This window comes from Streptomyces poonensis (assembly GCF_014650915.1).
In the GTDB taxonomy this organism is placed as follows: Bacteria; Actinomycetota; Actinomycetes; order Streptomycetales; family Streptomycetaceae; genus Streptomyces; species Streptomyces poonensis.
The window spans coordinates 447,338-467,659 of the sequence record NZ_BMVW01000004.1; the positions used below are offsets into that span (position 1 = coordinate 447,338).

Consider the following 20,322-nt stretch of genomic DNA (forward strand, 5'->3'; position numbering starts at 1 on the left):
GCCCCCTGAGGGGCCGGGGCACTCCTCAAGCGGGCGTGGCGGCGAAGCGGCGGGGGTCGAACAGACCGACCGGGTGAGCGGTGGTGCCGGTCAGGGTGAGATCGGCGACGATCTCACCGACCACGGGCACGAACTTGAAGCCGTGCCCGGAGAACCCGCACGCCACGGTCACCGACTCCGGATGCGCGGGGTGGCGGGAGATGACGAAGTGCTCGTCGGGGGTGCTGGTGTACATGCAGGTGGCGGCCTTGAGGAAGGTGCCGGGCAGATCCGGGATGCAGCGCGACATGCGCTCCGCCATTTCCGCCACCTCGTGGTCGTGGACCGTCCGGTCGATGGTTTCCGGGGTGGTGATCCCTCCCTTGCGGAAGAAGGCGACCTTGGCGCCCTGGTCCGGGCCGTCGATGGCGGGGAAGCCGTAGACCTGGACGCCCTCGGTGTCCTCCCAGATGTAGATCGGGTGGTTCTCGGGGAGGAAGGAGCCCACCCCGTTCACCGGCTGGAACCAGTGCATGACCTGCCGTTCGACCGTGAACGGCACACCGAGGTCGGTGAGCAGCCGCGGCGCCCACGCCCCCGGGCAGACGACCAGCTGGCCGGCGGTATAGGTGTTCTCGGCGGTACGGACACGCACCCCGTCGCGGTACGGCTCCCAGCGCAGCATCGGCTCGTTGAAGCGCAGGTCGGCGCCCTGCCGGTCCGCCAGTTCGAGATGGGCGGCGACCATGCTCTCCGGGCGGACCAGACCGGCCTTCTCCTCGAAGAGGGCGACCTCGTCGTCGCGGGGGTTCAGGGTCGGGAAGCGGCGGCGGAGCTCCCCCGCGTCCAGCAGTTCGTGGGCGAGGCCCCACTGCTCGGCGGAACGCAGCGATCCGGCTACGGCACGGGAGTCCGGCCGCCCGACCATCACGCCGCCGCACAGGGTGGCGATCTCCCGGCCGGTGGCGCGCTCCACCTCCTCGTACAGCTCGTAGGCGCGCAGCAGCAGCGGGACGTACGCCGGGTCCTCGAAGTAGGACTGCCGGGTGATCCGCGAGCCGCCGTGACTGGAGCCCTGCTGGTGGACGGGACCGAACTTCTCCAGGCCGAGCACGCGCGCACCACGTGCCGACAGATGGTGGGCGGCGGCACTGCCCATGCCGCCGAGACCGACCACGATCACGTCATAGGTGGGAGACATGAGGGCTGCTCCTTGCGCTGTCGCTGCTCGTCCGGGTCTGTCGGACAGCCTCTCAGCAGGCGTCTCACCGGCGGACACGGGTCATACCCGGCTCATCCCCGGCTCATCCCCGGCTCACCCCCGGGCCGGACAGCACTCGGCTGAAGCGGAGCCGACCGGAGCGAAGCGAAGCCGATCACGGGTGCGACAACTGCCCGGCCCTGCCCCGCTGTCGGCGTATTCGTTGCCGGGAGCGCTCTGCGGCCCGTGCCTTCCGCCGGGCCTGGCGGCGCTCCCGGCGCAACGCGCGAGCCGTGCTGCTCGGCGCGGACACCACGCCGTTCCGCTGGTTCCAGACCTGCCGGGTGACCCATACGTCCAGCACGCTCCACGTCGCCACCACCGTGCTGGCCACGCTGCTGAGAACCATGGGGAAGGCGAGCCAGGAACCGGCCAACGTGCACAGGAAGGCTGTCATCGCCTGGATCAGGGTCACAGAAATGATCAGTACCGCACGCACGGCCGCGGTCCGTACGGGATCCGGCATGCGCCGTCTCTTCGCGGGCTCCTCCACCCACAACGGCCGGTAGTACGGCTGCCGGCCCGCCACACCCGACTCGTACCGCCCGTCTGCCGCGAGGTGGTCCACCATGCCGCCGGGCGCCCCGTTCCGCTCCGCCGTGTCCATCAACCGTCACTCCCCACTGCCGGCAGCCGACTCGCTCCGGGACCACCAGCTCCCGGCACCCCTCCGGCTGCCCGGCTTGCGCAGTATTACGCCGCCTGAGCGCGGCATGCGGCGCCTGCAGCCGATTCCGCCCCCGATCTCTGTACAGAAGGACGTTGGACGTCCGCCGAAGATTCCCGACACGCGGAGAATTCCGGCCAGTCGTCGGACTTCGCAGCCGGGACGCGGTCGCCGTCATGCCGGAGGGCAGGAGGCGATCTCCCCCAATGAACGGACAACTCCCCATGTCCGGTTCCCTGGTCGAGAGGCGTGCACTCGGACAGCTCTTCGAGTTACCTGTGTGACGGTAGTAGGCTCACGCCGTTTGTTGACGCACATGTGTCCCCCGTTGCGTGGGGGCCGAGCTGGGGGAGGCCATGCCCTTTCGCGGGAAGTCCATCCGCAGGAAGATCGTGGCGCTGCTGCTCGTGCCTCTGCTCTCCCTGACCGCGATCTGGGGCTTCACCACGTTTCTCACGGTTCGTGACGTCGACCGGCTCTTCGAAGTGTCGGACGTGGTCGAGAAGATCGGGTATCCGGCGGAGGACACCGTCCAGGTGCTCCAGGAGGAGCGCCGCCAGACCCTCGTCCACCTCGCCGACCCCCGCGCCTCCGATGCGCTCACCGCGCTGAGGCGCAGCCGGGCCGCCACCGACAGGGCCGTGACCGAGATACGCGAGAGCGGTGCGGACGGCGGGCTGCGGGACAAGATGGGCGAGGGCACCTCCGCGCGCCTCACCGCCGTCCTGGACGCCCTCGACGGCCTGCCGTCCCTGCGCAGCAGCGTCCAGGAGGGCACGGTCGACGTCTCCCAGGCCTACGACCTCTACAACTCCCTCGTGGACCCCGCTTACTTGCTGCTGGTCAACCTCCAGACGCTGGACAACGTGGAGCTGGACAAGCAGGGCCGCGCCCTCGTCAACGTCGCCCGCGCGCGGGAGTTGCTCGCCCGGGAGGACGCCCTCCTCAGCTCCGCCCTGGTCTCCGGCCGGCTCACCCGTGACGAGGTCCGCAAGGTCACCGACCTGGTGGCCCAGCGCCGCCTGACGTACGAGGTGAACCTGCCGCTGCTGCCCGCGGCGGAGCGCGAACGCTTCGAGCGCTACTGGACGAACGCGGGTACCACCCCCCTGCGCATCGCCGAACGGGCCGTCATCGACTCCGGTCCCGGCACACCCACCGGCGTCACCGCGAAGAGCTGGGACGCCGCGGCCGGACAGGTGCTCGACGAACTCGCCGACCTGGGCGTCCAGTCGGGCGACCGGTTCCAGGAGCGCGTGCGTCCCCTCGTCGTCGCCGTCATCGTCAAGGCCGCCGTCCCGGGCCTCCTCGGCCTCGCCGCCGTCCTGATCTCGCTCTTCCTGTCCGTGCGCGTCGGACGCGCCCACATACGCGATCTGCGCCGGCTGCGTCAGGAGGCCCACGAGGCGGCCGAGGTCCGGCTGCCCAGCGTGATGCGCCGGCTGTCGGCGGGCGAGAAGGTCGACGTGGAGACCGAGGCCCCGCTCCTGGAGTACGAGAAGACCGAGATCGGCGCGGTCGGCCAGGCCGTCAACACCCTCCAGCACGCCGCCGTCGAAGCCGCCGTCAAGCAGTCCGAACTGCGCGACGGCATCTCCGAGGTCTTCGTCAACCTGGCCCGCCGCAGCCAGGTGCTGCTCCACAAGCAGCTCACCCTGCTCGACACGATGGAGCGTCGCACCGAGGACACCGAGGAGCTCGCCGATCTCTTCCGCCTCGACCACCTGACCACGCGCATGCGCCGCCACGCCGAGGGCCTCGTCATCCTCTCCGGCGCCGCGCCCTCCCGGCAGTGGCGCAAGCCCGTCCAGCTCATGGACGTCGTACGGGCCGCCGTCGCCGAGGTCGAGGACTACGAGCGCATCGAGGTGCGCCGGCTGCCCCGCGTCGCCGTCACCGGCCCGGCGGTCGCCGACCTCACCCACCTCGTGGCCGAACTCCTGGAGAACGCCACGGTGTTCTCCCCGCCGCACACGGCGGTCCAGGTGCTGGGCGAGCGCGTCGCCAACGGCTTCGCCCTGGAGATCAACGACCGCGGCCTCGGTATGTCGGCCGAGGCGCTCCTCGACGCCAACCTGCGGCTCGCCGAGACTCCCGAGTTCGAACTGTCCGACACCGACCGGCTCGGTCTGTTCGTGGTCAGCCGGCTCGCCCAGCGGCAGAACGTCCGCGTCTCCCTGCAGCCCTCGCCGTACGGCGGCACCACGGCCGTGGTCTTCATCCCGGACGCGCTGCTCAGCGACGACGTGCCCGACACCAACGGCATCGGGTTCCGTCTCGACCGTGCCCACCCCACCAGGGAGGCCGAGATCGAGGCGGAGCGCCGGGCGGCCCTCGCCGAGGTACCGGTGCGGTTCCCCGGCCTGCCGGCCCCGCCGCTGGACGGCCCGGTCGAGCTGGAGGCGCCCGACGACCGTGACACCCTCGCAGACACCGGTGGGCCGGTGCCGCTGCCCCGGCGCCGGAAGCCCAAGCTCGTCAGCTCGCACGGCCGCCCGGTGACGGGAGGGGCGCCGCAGGAGGACGAGGAACTGCCGCAGCACAGCGGGCCGGCGATGTCCGGAACCGAGGAGCCGGATCAGCCGCCGGCGCGCCCCGGCCGCTCCGCCCCCTCCCGCGTCCGGTCCGCCGGACACCCCGAGTCCGCCGCCCGCGACGGGGAGGGACCGTCCGTACTGACCAGGCGCCGTCGTACGGACCCACTCGGCAGCGAGGGCTCCGGGAAGGACATCCCGCGCGCGGACTCCGGAAAGGACATCCCGCGCGCGGGCACCGGGAAAGACACCCCGCGCGCGGGCGCTCGGGGCGGCGAGGCAGAATCGGAGGACGGCGCGCTGCCCCGCCGCGTCCGGCAGGCCAGTCTGGCCCCGCAGTTGAGGGGCGGCCCCGCACGGCACCCGGAGCCCGGCGGGGCCCGCAGGGAAGAGGCGGCCCTCGCGGACCGCGACGCCGAAGAGGTACGCAGCCGGATGGCCTCGCTCCAGCGGGGCTGGCAACGCGGCCGCCAGGAGAACGCCGTGGGCGATCAGGCCCAGGACGGCGCAGCACAAGGAACGAACAAGGGGGACGGTCGATGACCGCACCGAAGGTCCCAGGGTCCACCGCCGCCGGCACGGGGTCCAAGGAGCTGAACTGGCTCCTCGACGATCTCGTGGACCGCGTCGCCAGCATCCGCAAGGCGCTCGTGCTGTCCAGCGACGGACTGCCCACGGGCGTCTCCAAGGATCTGACCCGTGAGGACAGTGAGCACCTGGCCGCCGTCTCCTCCGGCTTCCACAGCCTCGCCAAGGGCGTCGGCCGGCACTTCGACGCGGGCAGCGTCCGGCAGACGGTCGTCGAACTCGACGGCGCCTTCCTGTTCGTCACCGCCGCCGGCGACGGCAGTTGCCTGGCCGTTCTGTCGGACGCCGACTCCGACGTCGGGCAGGTCGCCTACGAGATGACACTCCTGGTCAAGCGCGTCGGGGTGCATCTGGGCGCCGCTCCGCGCACCGATGTGCCCTGAGGCGGGTAGTGGGATGACATGAGCGGAGACGTTCAGGGGAACGACCACTGGTTCGATGACGATGCCGGACCGGTGGTCCGTCCGTACGCCATGACGCGGGGCCGCACCAGCCATGCGGTCCAGCACCGCCTCGACCTCATCGCGCTGGTCGTGACGGAACCACACGCAGACGACACGGAGGCGGACGGCTCGCTGTCCCCGGAGCACCTGCACATCGTCGAACTCTGCCGTGACAGCCCGCAGTCGGTCGCCGAACTCGCCGCGGAACTCGACCTGCCCATCGGAGTGGTACGTGTCCTCGTGGGCGACCTCGTGGACGGGGAACTGGTGCATGTGACCCGTCCCGTGCCGCCCGCGGAGCTGGTGGACGAAAGCATTCTGCGCGACGTGATCAACGGCCTCCGGGCGCTCTGACGCCCTGCCTCACCGCCCATCGGGCGTGCGATCACCGACAAAGAACAGAGGAAGAAACCGATGATCCTCGGGCGTTCAGAACGCGGCAAGCCCCCGGTCGAGCCCGTCACGCTCAAGATCCTGGTGGCCGGCGGTTTCGGCGTGGGCAAGACGACCTGCGTCGGCGCGGTCAGCGAGATCAGACCGCTGCGCACCGAGGAGGTGCTCACCGAGGCGGGACGCCCGGTCGACGACACCCGCGGCGTGGAGAGCAAGCACACCACCACCGTCGCGATGGACTTCGGGCGCATCACGCTCCGCGAGGACCTGGTGCTGTACCTCTTCGGCACCCCCGGGCAGCACCGCTTCTGGTTCCTGTGGGACGAGCTCGCGAGCGGTGCTCTCGGGGCGGTCGTGCTGGTCGACACCCGCCGCCTGGAGGACTGCTTCGCCGCCGTCGACTACTTCGAGCGGCGCTCCATACCGTTCGTGGTCGCCGTCAACTGCTTCGAGGGCGCGGCCCGTCACCCCGCCGAGGACGTCCGTCAGGCCCTCGACCTCGACCCGGACGTGCCGGTCGTCCTGTGTGACGCGCGCGAGCGGGAGTCCGTCAAGGAGGTCCTGGTCACCGTCGTACGGCACGCCATGACGTACGCGGCCGACCGCGACCGCAGCGTCACCACCTGACGCACGCGAGCGCGGCCCGTACCCGTCGACCGCGATACAGGCACGCGCGCGCGTGCGGACGTCCTCAGCCGGTTCCGTCCTCGTGCCAGCCGAAGCTCCTCTCCACCGCCTTGTGCCAGTTGTGGTACTCGCGGTCACGGACGGACGGGTCCATGGACGGCGTCCACTCGGCGTCCTTCTGCCAGTGCGACTTCAGCTCGTCGAGGTCGTTCCACACGCCGGTGGCGAGTCCGGCCGCGTACGCGGCGCCCAGACAGGTCGTCTCCGCGATCCTGGGACGGATCACCGGCACGTCGAGGACGTCGGCCTGGTGCTGCATCAGCAGGTTGTTCCCGGTCATGCCGCCGTCGACCTTGAGGGTCGTGATCCGCACCCCGGAGTCCTGCACCATGGCGTCCACGACCTCGCGCGTCTGCCAGCTCGTGGCCTCCAGCACCGCGCGCGCGAGGTGCGCCTTTGTGACGTACCGGGTGAGCCCGGTGACGACGCCGCGCGCGTCGGACCGCCAGTACGGGGCGAACAGGCCGGAGAACGCGGGCACGATGTACGCGCCGCCGTTGTCGTCGACGCTCGCCGCCAGCGACTCGATCTCGCCGGCCGTGCGGATGATGCCGAGCTGGTCGCGGAACCACTGCACCAGGGCGCCCGTGATCGCGATCGACCCCTCCAGGCAGTACACGGGAGCCTGGTCGCCGATCTTGTAGCCCATGGTGGTGAGCAGCCCGCTCTTCGACGGCACGGGCCGGTTGCCCGTGTTGAGCAGCAGGAAACTGCCGGTTCCGTAGGTGTTCTTCGCCGTGCCCACGTCGTAGCAGGCCTGCCCGAACACCGCCGCCTGCTGGTCGCCGAGCGCGGAGGCGACCGGCACCCCCGCGAGCTGGCCGACGGCGGTGCCGTACACCTCGGCCGACGACCTGATCTCCGGGAGGACGGCCTCGGGCACGTTCATCGCGGAGAGGATCGAGGAGTCCCACTGGAGGCTCTCCAGGTTCATCAGCATGGTGCGCCCGGCGTTGGTGACGTCGGTGACGTGCCGGCCGCCGGCGGTCCCGCCGGTGAGGTTCCAGATCAGCCAGGAGTCGATCGTGCCGAAGGCGATCTCGCCGCGCTCGGCGCGAGCCCTCAGGCCCGGCACGTTGTCCAGCAGCCAGGCCGCCTTCGGCCCGGAGAAGTAACTCGCCAGCGGCAGACCGGTCCGCGCGCGGAAACGGTCCTGCCCGTCGGCGCCGCCCAGCTCGTTGCAGAGCGCGGAGGTACGGGTGTCCTGCCAGACGATCGCGTTGTGCACGGGCTTGCCCGTCGCGCGGTCCCACAGGACCGTCGTCTCCCGCTGGTTGGTGATGCCGAGGGCGCTGAGCCGGTCGGCGCGCAGGCCCGCCTTGGCGAGCGCCCCCGCGACCACGGCCTGCACCTTGGACCAGATCTCGGTGGCGTCGTGCTCCACCCAGCCCGGCTTGGGGAAGATCTGCCGGTGCTCGCGCTGGTCGACGGCGACGATCCCGCCGTCCTGGTCGAAGATGATGCAGCGGCTCGAGGTCGTGCCCTGGTCGATGGCGGCGACGTACTTCTGGGCGGTGTCCGGCATGACGTCCCCTTACGTCGGATGCGGCAGAAGCCGGAGGGCGGTCGGTGGGCAAGACGGAAGGCGGTCGGAAGGCGGTCAGAAGGCCGCGTTGTAGATGAGGCCCGCGAGCGCCCCTCCGATCAGCGGGCCGACGACCGGGACCCAGGCGTATCCCCAGTCGGAGGTGCCCTTGTGCGGGATCGGCAGGAACGTGTGCACGATGCGCGGGCCGAGGTCGCGCGCCGGGTTGATCGCGTAGCCGGTGGGTCCGCCCAGGGAGAGGCCGATGCCGACGACCAGCAGGGACACGATCAGTACCAGGGTGCCGGACTTGCCGAGGCCCGTGGTGAGCCCGAAGGCGAGGATCGGCAGCACGAGGGCCGTCGTCGCGATGATCTCGGTCATGAGGTTGGCGGCCGGGTTCCGGATCTCCGGGACGGTCGAGAAGATGCCGATGGTCGGCACCGGTTCGTCCGCCGTCCCCTCCGTGGTGCCGACATCACGGACATTGGCCCGGAACTGGGCGAAGTACACGAGGTAGGCGAGGACCGCGCCCAGCATGGCGCCGACCATCTGGCCCAGCAGATAGACCCAGACCTTGCCCCACACCCCGGTGTCGACGGCGATCCCGAGGGTGACGGCCGGGTTGAGCTGGCCGCCCGACAGGGGAGCGGCGGTGTACGCGCCCGCCAGCACACCGAGGCCCCAGCCGAACGCGATGACGATCCAGCCGGCGGCCCTCGCCTTCGAGTACCTGAGGGTGACGGCGGCGCACACACCCGCGCCGAAGAGGATCAGGATCGCCGTACCGATGACCTCACCGACGAAGATGTCTCCGTTGCTCATGGCGGCTCCTAGGCCCTGGCCGGGGTGGTGCCTTCCGGGTCCTTCGTGCGCGCTTCCCGTGGCCGCTCCGGTTCAGCCGGAGGCGGGCAGGTTCCGCGCCCCGCCCGGCGCCCGTGACGAGCGTGCCGTCGCAGCCGGATCGCCCGTGGGAACGGCCCTCTGCGCAGACTGCGCGGGCGGGACACCCGAGCGGTGCCGTGCGGGTACGAAGCCGTGTGAATGCGGCGATGCCGACTGACACCGGAAGTGTCAACCCGCGGTCAGGGAGCGTCAAGGTCGCCGGACGGCGACGCCTGGGGGCGGCACGAGGGCGAGGGCCGCGTGTGACCTGCGGGGGAGGGAGCGCCGGTTCGAGGGGGCGAATGTCGGACAACCCACCTGTCCTCCGGGGCGCCCGATCAGCGCAAGGGCGGCCCAGGGAGGGCGGCTCACGGGCGGGTGGTGACAGCGGCTCACGGCGAGGAGCGGCCGGAACCGGGTCAGGGAGTGATCCGGTAGAAGCGCCACAGGTCGTGCTCGATGTCCAGCACCTCGACCGCGCCGTACCCGGCCTCGCGCGCGTACGCGCGCACCATGTCCGGCCGCAGTACGGTGCCCGCCTCCACCCGGGCACCCTCCGCGCGGGTGGCGGGCAGGCAGTGCAGCACGCTGAACGCATAGTTGAGGCGGTCCAGTTCGGACCCCGGGGCGGTGAACTCCTCGCTGACCTTCTCGTCCGCGACGAGTACGGCTCCCGAGGGAGCCAGCAGCCCGCGCACCGCCGCGAGCGCCCCGACCGGGTCCGCCATGTCGTGCAGGGCCTCGAAGACCGTGACGAGGTCCACCGGATCGTCCGGACGGACTCCGGCGGCATCGGCCCGGGCGAACGACACCCGCCCGCCGAGGCCGGCCTCCCGGGCGTTGCGCCGGGCCTCCTCCACGGAGGCGGCGTCCAGGTCGATCCCGGTGAGCCGCGCGGCGGGAAAGGCACGGGCCAGGGCGATCGTCGACCAGCCGAGACCGCAGCCCAGATCCAGGACCCGGCCATGGGGCGCGTCGGCGAGCCGCCGGTGCACGTCCGGCAGGGCGGTCACCCAGGAACGCACCGTCTCCGGGCGGTACAGGGGCCGGTTCAGCCCCGCGATGCCCTCGCGGGTGCCCCGTCCGTAGCGCTCGTACGGCACTCCCGCGCCCGTACCGAAGGCCTCCAGCAGCTCGGGCAGGGCCCCGGCGATGGACACGATGAACTGCGGGCCCGTCGCCAGGTACAGCGGGTCCTCCTGGTCGACCAGCACCCGCCGGTGCTCCGCGGGCAGCTCGTAGCGCCGCGCGTGACCGCCTTCCGTGTCCGGCCCCGAGACCGTCAGGATCCCGGCCACCGCCTGCTGTTCCAGCCACTCGCGCGCGTACCGGTCATGCACAGCGGCCGTCTTCGACAGCTCACGGGGCGTCAGGGGGCCGTGCGCGGCCAGTGCCCGGTACAGCCCACGGCGGACCCCGACGTCGACGGCGAACACCTCCAGCGCCGTGCGCAGCCCGTTGAAGATCTCCTCCGCCAACGCCCCGGCGTCCGGAGTGCGCTCCGCTGAGATGCCCATGATCGAGACCTCCCGTAGACGAGGACCCGCCCGACGGTCCGGTCCTGCCACCGTCCCACAGGGCGGTACGGCTCGCGAGGGGCGAGCGGACGGTCCCGGTCACCCCCGGGCGTACGCCCTCCGAGCGCTCTGCCGCCGACCCACTTCTCCGTGGGTAGATGAGGAGACATGACAAGACTCGTGTCCCGGCTGCGCACACTGATCATCGCCGCCACCTCACTGCTCGCCCTCACCACGACGGCCGCACCGGCCGGGGCGACCCCCGGACCCAGAGCACCCGAGGACTTCGTCGCCCTGAGAAGCGTGGACCCGACGATCCTCCACGACATCCGCTACTTCACCGCGCACAACTTCGTCGGCGACCGCGTCGACGGCTACCGGCAGCCGCTGTGCATCCTCACCCGGCCCGCCGCCGAAGCCCTCCACAAGGCACAGACGAAGCTCCTGAAGCGCGGCTACACGCTCAAGGTGTACGACTGCTACCGCCCGCAGCGCGCGGTGGACCACTTCGTCCGCTGGGCCGAGGACCTGGACGACCAGCGGATGAAGACCGAGTTCTACCCCGGGGTCGACAAGACCCGCCTGTTCGCCGACGGCTACATCGCCGAGAAGTCCGGCCACAGCCGCGGCTCGACGGTCGACCTCACCGTGGTACGACTCCCCGCCCGGCCGACCCGTCCGTACGTCCCGGGAGAGCCCCTTGTGCCCTGTCACGCACCGCGCGACGAGCGCTTCCCGGACAACTCCGTGGACATGGGCACGGGGTACGACTGCTTCGACACGCTGTCGCACACCGACGACCCGCGCATCAGCGACGTGCAGCGCGCCAACCGGCAGCTCCTGAAGGGGACCCTGGAGGCCGTGGGGTTCGTGAATCTCCCCGAGGAGTGGTGGCACTTCACCTACAAGCCGGAACCCCACCCGGACACCTACTTCGACTTCCCGGTGTCCAGGAGGTCTCTCGCGTCCGCTCCCAGAGCCGCTGACTCATCGAGCCACTGACCCACTGAGTCGTCCCGGAGAACGTCCTCGACGTGATCGGCTACAGTCCGCCGCGTGTCCGCAACCGAACTTCCCCACGACAACTCCGCCCCGGACAGCCACTGTTCGAGCTGCGGAGAGCCCTACGGAGAGGACGTCTCCGGCTGGCCCCGCACCTGCGCGGCCTGCCACACGGTGGCCTACCGCAACCCGCTGCCGGTCGCGGTGGCCCTTCAGCCCGTGTACGACGCCATAGGCACCGCACTGGTCGTCATCACCCGCACCATCGAACCCGCGCGCGGGGGCACGGCCCTGCCCGGAGGTTTCATCGACCACCGTGAGGACTGGCGGAACGCCGTCGTCCGTGAGCTCAAGGAGGAGACGGGCATCGACGCCGCCGAGCGCGACGTCCGGCTCGCCGACGCCATGAGCTCGCCCGACGGCCATCTGCTGGTCTTCGGTCTCCTCCCGGAACGGTCCGCCGCGGACCTCCCCCCGTCCGTCGCGACCGACGAGACGGAGGGCTGGCACCTGCTGCGCAGGCCGACCGAACTCGCCTTCCCCCTGCACACCCTGGCCGTACAGGCCTTCTTCGAGGGCCGGTACGTCTGAGTCATCGCCGGGCGAGCCCGCGCACCCGTACGGGACACGGGAGCTCGCCCGGCCCGTCGTCGCCGTGCCGCTCCACCACGACCGTGCGATCCCGCCACCGGGACACATAACGCTCGATCTCCGGCTCGCCCCGGCCGCCGCCCGTGCCGGACACCACGACCCCGCCCCCCGTCCGTCCGCGCGCGGGCGCCCACACCTCCAGCTCCAGGCCGCCATCGGCACCCCTGACCGGCAGGACGGCACCCGCGCGCGCGAGCACCGGGATACGGGACAGCGGCGCCCCGACCAGCACCTGCCCGGGCCCCTCGTACGCCTCCTCGGTCACCGTGTCGTACCACCGCCCCCTCGGCAGCTGTACCGCACGCCGGTCCGCCCCCGGCCCCAGCACGGGCGCCACCAGCAGGCAGTCACCGAGCAGAAAGGCGTCCTCGCAGTCGCGCAGCGCCCGGTCCTCCGGGGCGCTCCACCACAGCGGTCGCACGTAGGGCGCCCCCGTACGGCGCGCCAGGTGCGCCAGCGTCACGAAGTACGGCAGCAGACGCCGCCGCCCGAGGAGTGCCTCGCGCGCGTGGGCCAGCACTTCGTCGCCGCAGTCCCAGAGCTCCCCGCCTCCTGCACCTGAACCCGCGTGCGTCCGGAACAGCGGCAGATAAGCACCGAGCTGCAACGAGCGCAGATACAGCTCCGGCGAGGGACTCCCGTCCGGACCGCCCGCGTCGGGGCCCGAGTACGGCACTCCGCACAGACCGAGCCCCAGCACCAGGGACAGCGACGCCCGCAGCCCCGGCCAGTCCGTCGCCATGTTCGGGGACCAGGCGCCTCCGTAGCGCTGCATACCGGCCCAGCCGGAGCGTGAGAGCAGAAACGGTTGCTCGCCGGGCGCGAGTGCGCGCAGGCCCTCGTGGCCGGCCCGCGCCATGCACAGTGCGTACACGTTGTGAGCCTCCCGGTGGTCACCGCCCAGGCCCTCCAGATCGTGCCGCGCCGACCGGGGCAGCGTGTTCTCCCCGAAGGCCGTGAACGACGTGGGTTCGTTCATGTCGTGCCAGAACCCGGCGAACCCCTGGGCCAGCCGCTCCGCGTACAGCTCGCCCCACCCATCGCGCACCCGCGCGCGCGTGAAGTCCGGGTACACCGACTCCCCGGCCCGCACCAGGCCCTTCACGACCCGCCCCGCCGGGTCCCGCACAAAGGCGTCCTCGGCCGCCCCGCTGTCGTACACGGGGTTCCCCGGCTCCGCCCGTACCGCCGGATCGACGACCGACACCAGCCGGATCCCGCCCCGGCGCAGTTCCTCTGCGAGCACCGGCAGCTTCGGGAAGCGCTCCCCGTCGACCGTGAACACCCGGCGGGCGTCCTGGTGGCCGACGCCGAGGTGGAGCGCGTCGAGCGGCAGGCCGTGCTCCTGGTGGCCCGCGACGACCCGCCGCACCTCCTGCTCGCCGCCGGTTCCCGACCGTGCGTGATGGTGGCCCAGCGCCCACGCCGGCGGCAGCGCCGGGGCACCGGTGAGCGCGGCCCAGGTGTGCAGCACGCGCGCGGGAGTACCCACCACCACCCAGCAGCGCAGGGGACCGCCGTCCATCCGCACCTCGGCCGTCCCCGCCCGGTCGTGCCCGGAGCCGGCGCCCTCCTCGCCCTCCCGCAGCGTCACCGTGCCGTCCCACGAGGTGTCGTGGAACACCAGATGCGTCCCCGCGTCGGCCACCACTATCTGCACCGGCATGGTGATGTACAGCGGGTCGTCACCGGGCCCGGGCGCATGCCCGGGATCGGTGTTCCACAGCCGGTACGTCCCGGCCCGCAGCCTCGGACCCGACGCACGCCCGCCCAGCCCGAAGAACCGCGCGTCCGCGCCCACTTCGGCGCGCTGCATCCAGCGCGCCGCGCCCCCGTCCGCAGGCTCCCACCAGCGGGGCGGCAGGTCCCGGCGCAGGGTCACCCCGCCCGGCGTCTGGACCTCGACGGCACCGTGCCGCGACACGACGACCGTCACACGCTCGGCGACCACCCGCCAGGCGCCGTCCGTGTCGGGCTCCAGGACGACGCGCGGATCCGGTTCCGGACACCGGCCCGCGACGGCGTACGACGGCTGCTGATCGGCTCCGTCCCAGCCCCAGAAGACAGCGCCGTTCGCACACACGGTGACCCTCAGCTCGGACCGCGCGAACCGGACGATCCCGCCTCCGGGACCCGGCTCCACCTCCCGCACCGCCCCGGGCACCCGGGCACGCTCCGCACCCCGTCCCGGCAACCCGGCGGCGTCCGTACGCCTTCTGCGCCATGCCGCCCGCACGGCACGCAGTCCCTGTGCTGCCCCCGCCGAACCGACCGCTTTCACCGAACGCACCAGGTCACGAGCTTCCATGCGGGTCACCTTGCCACTGTCCCGCCCACAGGCGTGAGTCGTTCAACTGCCGTTCACCCATGGTCGGACCACATCTTCACGACGCCGACCATGTGCGGCGACCCCTGGTGTGGGAATCGATCACGTGGCATCGTCCTGTCAGCCGCGTCACGCGCACACCCCAGCCCGTGCGCGCCCAGACGCACACACCGCGTACAGCCCGGGAGCCGCCCCATGACCTCAGCGCACCCCTCACCGCTCTGGCAGCCCGATCCGGAGGGCATCGCCCGCGCGCGGATCACCCGGTTCCAAGCCTGGGCCGCCGAGTACCACGGCGCACCGGCCGAGGGCGGCTACGCGGCCCTGCACCGCTGGTCCGTCGACCACCTGGACACCTTCTGGAAAGCCGTCACGGAGTGGTTCGACGTACGGTTCTCCACCCCCTACGCGCGCGTTATCGGCGACCGCTCCATGCCGGGCGCCCAGTGGTTCACCGGGGGGACCCTCAATTACGCCGAACACGCCCTCCGCGCGGCCGACACCCGCGCCGACGAAGCGGCCCTCCTGTACGTCGACGAGACCCATGAACCGCGTCCGGTGACCTGGTCCGAACTGCGCCGCCAGGTCGGCTCCCTCGCCGCCGAACTGCGCGCCCTCGGAGTACGCCCCGGGGACCGCGTCAGCGGCTACCTCCCGAACATCCCCCAGGCCGTCGTCGCCCTCCTCGCCACGGCAGCCGTGGGCGGCGTCTGGACGTCCTGCGCCCCCGACTTCGGCGCCCGCAGCGTCCTCGACCGCTTCCAGCAGGTAGAACCCGTCGTCCTGTTCACCGTCGACGGCTACCGCTACGGCGGCAAGGAGCACGACCGCCGGGACGCCGTCGCCGAACTCCGCCGCGAACTGCCCACCCTCCGCGCCGTCGTCCACGTCCCGCTGCTCGGCACGGAGACCCCCGAGGGCGCCCTCGATTGGTCCTCCCTGACCTCGGCCGACCCGGACCCCGTCTTCGAACAGGTTCCCTTCGACCACCCCCTGTGGGTCCTGTACTCCTCCGGCACGACCGGCCTGCCCAAGGCCATCGTCCAGTCCCAGGGCGGCATCCTCGTCGAGCACCTCAAACAACTCGGCCTGCACTGCGACCTGGGCCCCGACGACCGCTTCTTCTGGTACACGTCCACCGGCTGGATGATGTGGAACTTCCTCGTCTCCGGCCTGCTCACGGGCACCACGATCGTCCTGTACGACGGCAGCCCCGGCCACCCCGACACGGGCGCCCAGTGGCGCGTCGCCGAACGCACCGGCGCCACCCTCTACGGCACCTCCGCCGCGTACGTCATGGCCTGCCGGAAGGCGGGCGTCCATCCCGCGCGCGACTACGACCTGTCCCGCGTACGGTGCGTCGGCACCACGGGCTCCCCGCTGCCGCCCGACGGCTTCCGCTGGCTGCACGACGAGTTCGCGGAGAGCGGGGCGGACCTGTGGATCGCCTCCGTCAGCGGCGGCACCGACGTGTGCTCCTGCTTCGCGGGAGCCGTCCCCACCCTCCCCGTGCACATCGGCGAACTTCAGGCCCCCAGCCTCGGCACCGACCTGCAGTCCTGGGACCCGAGCGGCGAACCCGTCATCGACGAGGTCGGCGAACTCGTCGTCACCAACCCCATGCCGTCCATGCCGATCCACTTCTGGAACGACCCCGACGGCAGCCGCTACCACGACAGCTACTTCGACACCTACCCGGGAGTCTGGCGCCACGGCGACTGGATCACCGTCACCTCCCGCGGCTCCGTCGTCATCCACGGCCGCTCCGACTCCACACTCAACCGGCAGGGCGTCCGCATGGGTTCCGCGGACATCTACGAAGTCGTCGAACGCCTCCCTGAGATCAAGGAGTCCCTCGTCATCGGAGTCGAACAGCCCGACGGCGGTTACTGGATGCCCTTGTTCGTCCACCTAGCCCCGGAAGCCGCCCTCGACGAGGCCCTGCTGAACCGCATCAAACGAACCATCCGTGAACAGCTTTCCCCACGCCACGTCCCCGACGAGATCATCGAGGTCCCCGGCATCCCGCACACCCTCACCGGCAAACGCATCGAGGTACCGGTCAAACGCCTCCTCCAGGGCAGCCCACTGGAAAAGGCCGTCAACCCGGGCTCCATCGACAACCTCGACCTGCTCCACTTCTACGAGGACTTGGCGAACAAACGCCGTTGACCTGGCATTTCCCCCTGCCCGCCAGGCATTGTCAGTGGCGCCGGTTACTGTGAGTGAGCATTGATCGACTGCCGCGCACAGGGGGAACCATGCCGCACACCCAGCACCCGACCATGCGACGCGCCCTGCGCCGCGAGATCGCCGGCACCATCGGCCTGCTGGCCGACGAGCACGACTTCACGGCGATGCGGCGCTATCGCACCTTCACGTTCGATGACCATACGACCTACCTCCGACAGGTCGAAGCACTGCTCAGGACCCTGGCCTCGCAGGGCAGCCACACCACGGTCGCCCTCTTCGATCCCGAGGAGTACGCGGAGTTCTGCGCCGAGACCGGCCTGGACCCCGACACCCCGGCCAGCCGCACCCGCTTCACCGCCGAACTGGCCGCGACGGGCCCCAGCGTTCCGTACGAGAGCCAGCCTCTCGACGAACTCCTCCCGGAACTGGTCGACGAGGCGGTCCGGCAGGCCACCTGGCAGTACGCGGCCATGCTCCTGGCAGGCATCGGCGCCTGCGCGTCCTGTGGCGAGGACATCGGACGCGCCGCCCTCGCCCAGGCCTCGGAACTGCTCACCCGCATCCTTGGCACCGCCGGACCGGGCGAGCGGCACCTCGTGTGCAGTGTCTCGGCCGCCCGCGAGCCGCTCACCGTGATCCTGCGGACCGACGAGAGCCCCGACGGCGAGCTGCGCATGGACGAGACCGAAGCCCTGGAACTCACCACGGTCCTGGCGGTGGGCCTGGCCACCCAGAGCCCCGGCGGTCTAGTCATGCGGACCAGCAGCCCCGGCACGACCGACCGTGTCTACGGCTGGCGCCTGCGCGCAGACGGGCTGGAACCCCTCACCGCCGGCGAGGTCTTCGACGCCTACTGCACGGACGCCGACTCGGGAGATCTCGTCTCCCCGGAGTCGGGCGTCGACTACTGCGCACCACCCGGCCTCGGCGGTGACGGACCGATGAAGGGCGGGCACACCCACTGAACGGAACAAGCCCGCACAGAACAAGTGAAGGGGCGCCCCACCCTTTCAGGTGGAGCGCCCCTGAGAGCCGACCTACCGACGGCTACCCGGGCCGCCGACTACTCGCCGGACAGCACCGCCTGAGCCGCGCTGCGCGCCTCCTCCGCGGTGTCCGCCGCCCGCGCGGCGGCCGCGGCACGCTCGCACTGGGCCAGCGTGTACTTCGCCAGCGACGCCCGTACATACGGAATCGACGCCGCACCCATCGACAGGGAGGTGACACCCAGACCGGTCAGCACACACGCCAGCAGCGGATCCGACGCGGCCTCACCGCAGACCCCGCAGCTCTTGCCCTCGGCCTTCGCCGCCTCCGCGGACAGCGCCACCAGGTCGAGCAGCGCGGGCTGCCACGGGTCCTGCAGCCGCGACACCGCGCCCACCTGCCGGTCCGCCGCGAACGTGTACTGCGCCAGGTCATTGGTCCCCAACGAAAGGAACTCGACCTCCTGCAGAATCGACCGCGCCCGCAGAGCCGCCGACGGAATCTCCACCATCGCGCCGAACTTCGCCTGCAGCCCGGCCTCCCGGCACGCCTCCGCGAAGGCCCTGGCATCGATCCGGTCCGCGACCATGGGAGCCATCACCTCGAGGTAGACGGGCAGCCCCTCCGCGGCCTTCGCGAGCGCCGTCAGCTGCGTCCGCAGAACCTCCGGGTGGTCGAGGAGCGTCCGCAGACCACGCACACCCAGCGCCGGGTTCGGCTCGTCGGCCGGCGTCAGGAAGTCCAGCGGCTTGTCAGCCCCCGCGTCCAGCACCCGTACGACGACACGTCCCTCGGGGAACGCCTCCAGGACCTGCCGGTACGCCTCGATCTGCTTCTGCTCGGAAGGAGCCTTCTTGCTGTCGTCGAGGAACAGGAACTCGGTGCGGAACAGCCCCACTCCCTCTGCCCCGGCCTCCACGGCGGCCGGCACGTCCGCAGGACCGCCGACGTTGGCCAGCAGCGGGACCTTGTGCCCGTCCGAGGTGGCACCCGGGCCGGACGACGCGGCCAGCGCTGCCTTGCGCTCCGCCGCGGCGGCCTCCAGCTCGGCCTTCTTCTCCGTGCTCGGCTCCACGAAGATCTCGCCCGTGCTGCCGTCCACAGCGATCGTCGTGCCCTCGGCCAGCTCACCGGCGCCCGGCAGCGCGACCACGGCCGGCACCCCCAGCGCCCGCGCCAGGATCGCGCTGTGGCTGGTGGGCCCACCCTCCTCGGTGACGAAACCGAGGACCAGCGTGGGATCGAGCAGCGCGGTGTCGGCCGGCGCCAGGTCACGGGCGATGAGCACATACGGCTCGTCGCTGTCGGGCACGCCCGGCATGGGCACCCCGAGCAGCCGGGCGACGATACGGTTCCGCACGTCGTCCAGGTCAGCGACCCGGCCGGCCAGGTACTCACCGGCTCCCGCGAGCAGGGCCCGGTACGCGGCGAACGCGTCGTACACCGCACGCTCCGCCGTACTGCCGACGACGATGCGCCGATCCACATCGGCCATCAGCTCGGGGTCCTGGGCCATCATGGCCTGGGCCTCGAGCACGGCCTGAGCCTCGCCTCCGGCCAGGTTGCCGCGCGCCATCAGGTCGGCGGCCACAGCCTCCACGGCCTTGCGGGCGCGACCCTGCTCGCGCTCCGCCTCGTCCGTGGCGATCTGCTTGGCCGGCGGCTCCAGTACCGCCGTACCCATGTGCCGTACCTGGCCGATCGCCACACCGTGGCTCACGCCGACGCCTCGCAGCGTTGTCTCCATCTCACCCGTCTCCGATAGTGCGGCGGATCCCACCGCCGCGGTGGTCATCCAGCCCGCCGTATCGAACGGCGCCGAGGTCACTGCCAGCCGAAGAGCTCGTCGCCGACCTGCACATCGCCGTCCTCACGCAGACCGGTGAGGGAGTCGGCCGTGGCCTCCAGCGCCACGACGGGGCAGATCGGGGACTTGCCCGCGGCCTCGACGGCGGCGGGGTTCCAGCGCACGACGGCTTGGCCGCGTGCCACGGTGTCGCCCTTGTTGACCAGCAGCTCGAAGCCCTCGCCATTGAGCTGCACGGTGTCGATGCCGAGATGAGTGAGCACGCCGTGGCCGTCACTGTCGACGACGACGAAGGCGTGCGGGTGGAGCGAGACGATGACGCCGTCGACGGGGGAGAGGGCCTCGGAGGCCTCCCTCACGGGGTCGATCGCTGTGCCGGGGCCTACCATCGCTCCCGAGAAGACGGGGTCTGGTACCGCGGCGAGTCCGATGGCCCGCCCAGCAAGGGGGGACGTCACGGTGGTCATGGGAAGCCTCCCAGAGGAGATTCATATGGGCCGTCACTGCCTGTCCCGGACGGCGCACTGTTGAGCAGCGTATGTCATATGAACTGGGGGTTCCGCATGAGACGTACCGGTTGACGGCTGTAGGGCGGCGCCCAAACGATTTGCCTCTGCTTCGGATGCCCCTGTACAGTCGGAGACCTGCAAGGGAGAAGGCGACGCGTCAAAGCGTCACCACCCGGCAGCATCCAACTTGTCAGATCCTCTCTCGGGGTCGGCTTCTGCGTGCTCGCAGAAGGGTGGTCAGAGAGACGGAAAAACACTGATAGAGTCGGAAACGCAAGACCGAAGGGAAGCGCCCCGAGGAAAGCCCGAGAGAGTCTCTCGGGGGAGTACAAAGGAAGCGTCCGTTCCTTGAGAACTCAACAGCGTGC

Annotated in this window: 16 protein-coding genes; 8 read left to right on the forward strand and 8 right to left on the reverse strand. The window is 71.3% G+C overall.

Translation table 11 applies throughout. From position 1 onward, the window contains the following. Positions 1-25 precede the first annotated feature (25 nt). Together solA and IE242_RS14865 are read right to left on the reverse strand one after the other, a co-directional pair. Positions 26-1,180, reverse strand: coding sequence for an N-methyl-L-tryptophan oxidase (gene solA, locus IE242_RS14860; protein WP_189859215.1), 1,155 nt, complete (start codon positions 1,178-1,180; stop codon positions 26-28). A gap of 175 nt (positions 1,181-1,355) precedes the next feature. Continuing rightward, on the reverse strand, positions 1,356-1,811 hold the full coding sequence (locus IE242_RS14865; RefSeq protein WP_229858945.1) for a hypothetical protein: 456 nt from the start codon (positions 1,809-1,811) through the stop codon (positions 1,356-1,358). Positions 1,812-2,263: 452 nt separating this feature from the next. Between IE242_RS14865 and IE242_RS14870 the strand changes: the two genes are divergently transcribed. The 4 genes from IE242_RS14870 to IE242_RS14885 are packed head-to-tail and all read left to right on the forward strand — an operon-like array spanning position 2,264 to position 6,492. Further along, positions 2,264-4,984 (forward strand): sensor histidine kinase, encoded by a 2,721-nt coding sequence (locus tag IE242_RS14870; protein ID WP_189859219.1) that lies wholly within the window; start codon positions 2,264-2,266, stop codon positions 4,982-4,984. Continuing rightward, positions 4,981-5,412, forward strand: coding sequence for a roadblock/LC7 domain-containing protein (locus IE242_RS14875; protein WP_189859221.1), 432 nt, complete (start codon positions 4,981-4,983; stop codon positions 5,410-5,412). Before IE242_RS14870 ends, IE242_RS14875 begins: the two co-directional genes overlap by 4 nt. Positions 5,413-5,430: 18 nt before the next feature. Next, complete coding sequence (locus tag IE242_RS14880; RefSeq protein WP_189859223.1) at positions 5,431-5,826, forward strand: DUF742 domain-containing protein; 396 nt, start codon at positions 5,431-5,433, stop codon at positions 5,824-5,826. A gap of 60 nt (positions 5,827-5,886) precedes the next feature. Then, positions 5,887-6,492 carry a GTP-binding protein gene (locus tag IE242_RS14885; protein ID WP_189859224.1) on the forward strand — a complete coding sequence of 202 codons (606 nt, stop codon included), beginning with the start codon at positions 5,887-5,889 and terminating at the stop codon, positions 6,490-6,492. A 64-nt stretch (positions 6,493-6,556) separates the two neighbouring features. On the opposite strand, the gene glpK is transcribed toward IE242_RS14885, so the two are convergent. From glpK to IE242_RS14900, 3 genes are all read right to left on the reverse strand, one after another. Further along, positions 6,557-8,077 (reverse strand): glycerol kinase GlpK, encoded by a 1,521-nt coding sequence (gene glpK / locus IE242_RS14890; RefSeq protein ID WP_189859226.1) that lies wholly within the window; start codon positions 8,075-8,077, stop codon positions 6,557-6,559. Between the two features lie 75 nt (positions 8,078-8,152). Then, positions 8,153-8,902, reverse strand: coding sequence for an MIP/aquaporin family protein (locus IE242_RS14895; protein ID WP_189859228.1), 750 nt, complete (start codon positions 8,900-8,902; stop codon positions 8,153-8,155). A gap of 479 nt (positions 8,903-9,381) precedes the next feature. Beyond that, positions 9,382-10,479 (reverse strand): class I SAM-dependent methyltransferase, encoded by a 1,098-nt coding sequence (locus IE242_RS14900; RefSeq protein ID WP_189859230.1) that lies wholly within the window; start codon positions 10,477-10,479, stop codon positions 9,382-9,384. Between the two features lie 168 nt (positions 10,480-10,647). On the opposite strand from IE242_RS14900, the gene IE242_RS14905 reads away from it, so the two are divergent. Together IE242_RS14905 and IE242_RS14910 are read left to right on the forward strand one after the other, a co-directional pair. Next, positions 10,648-11,481 (forward strand): M15 family metallopeptidase, encoded by an 834-nt coding sequence (locus IE242_RS14905; RefSeq protein ID WP_189859232.1) that lies wholly within the window; start codon positions 10,648-10,650, stop codon positions 11,479-11,481. Positions 11,482-11,535: 54 nt separating this feature from the next. Beyond that, positions 11,536-12,072, forward strand: coding sequence for an NUDIX domain-containing protein (locus IE242_RS14910; RefSeq protein ID WP_189859233.1), 537 nt, complete (start codon positions 11,536-11,538; stop codon positions 12,070-12,072). Between the two features lies 1 nt (position 12,073). Here the strand turns inward: IE242_RS14910 and IE242_RS14915 are convergent, their stop codons facing one another. Beyond that, positions 12,074-14,440 carry a glycoside hydrolase family 31 protein gene (locus tag IE242_RS14915; RefSeq protein ID WP_189859235.1) on the reverse strand — a complete coding sequence of 789 codons (2,367 nt, stop codon included), beginning with the start codon at positions 14,438-14,440 and terminating at the stop codon, positions 12,074-12,076. Between the two features lie 213 nt (positions 14,441-14,653). Between IE242_RS14915 and IE242_RS14920 the strand changes: the two genes are divergently transcribed. Beyond that, the gene (locus tag IE242_RS14920; protein WP_189859237.1) at positions 14,654-16,630 is read left to right on the forward strand and encodes an acetoacetate--CoA ligase; all 1,977 of its coding nucleotides are present in this window, start codon (positions 14,654-14,656) and stop codon (positions 16,628-16,630) included. 89 nt (positions 16,631-16,719) lie between these two features. Further along, a complete protein-coding gene (locus tag IE242_RS14925; protein ID WP_189859239.1) occupies positions 16,720-17,616 on the forward strand; it encodes a DUF8829 domain-containing protein in 897 nt (298 codons plus the stop codon). Between the two features lie 98 nt (positions 17,617-17,714). Here IE242_RS14925 and ptsP read toward each other — a convergent pair whose 3' ends face one another. Together ptsP and IE242_RS14935 are read right to left on the reverse strand one after the other, a co-directional pair. After that, on the reverse strand, positions 17,715-19,385 hold the full coding sequence (ptsP, locus tag IE242_RS14930) for a phosphoenolpyruvate--protein phosphotransferase (RefSeq protein ID WP_189859290.1): 1,671 nt from the start codon (positions 19,383-19,385) through the stop codon (positions 17,715-17,717). 77 nt (positions 19,386-19,462) lie between these two features. Beyond that, positions 19,463-19,912, reverse strand: a complete 450-nt coding sequence (locus IE242_RS14935) for a PTS sugar transporter subunit IIA (protein ID WP_189859241.1) — start codon at positions 19,910-19,912, stop codon at positions 19,463-19,465. Positions 19,913-20,322 lie beyond the last annotated feature (410 nt).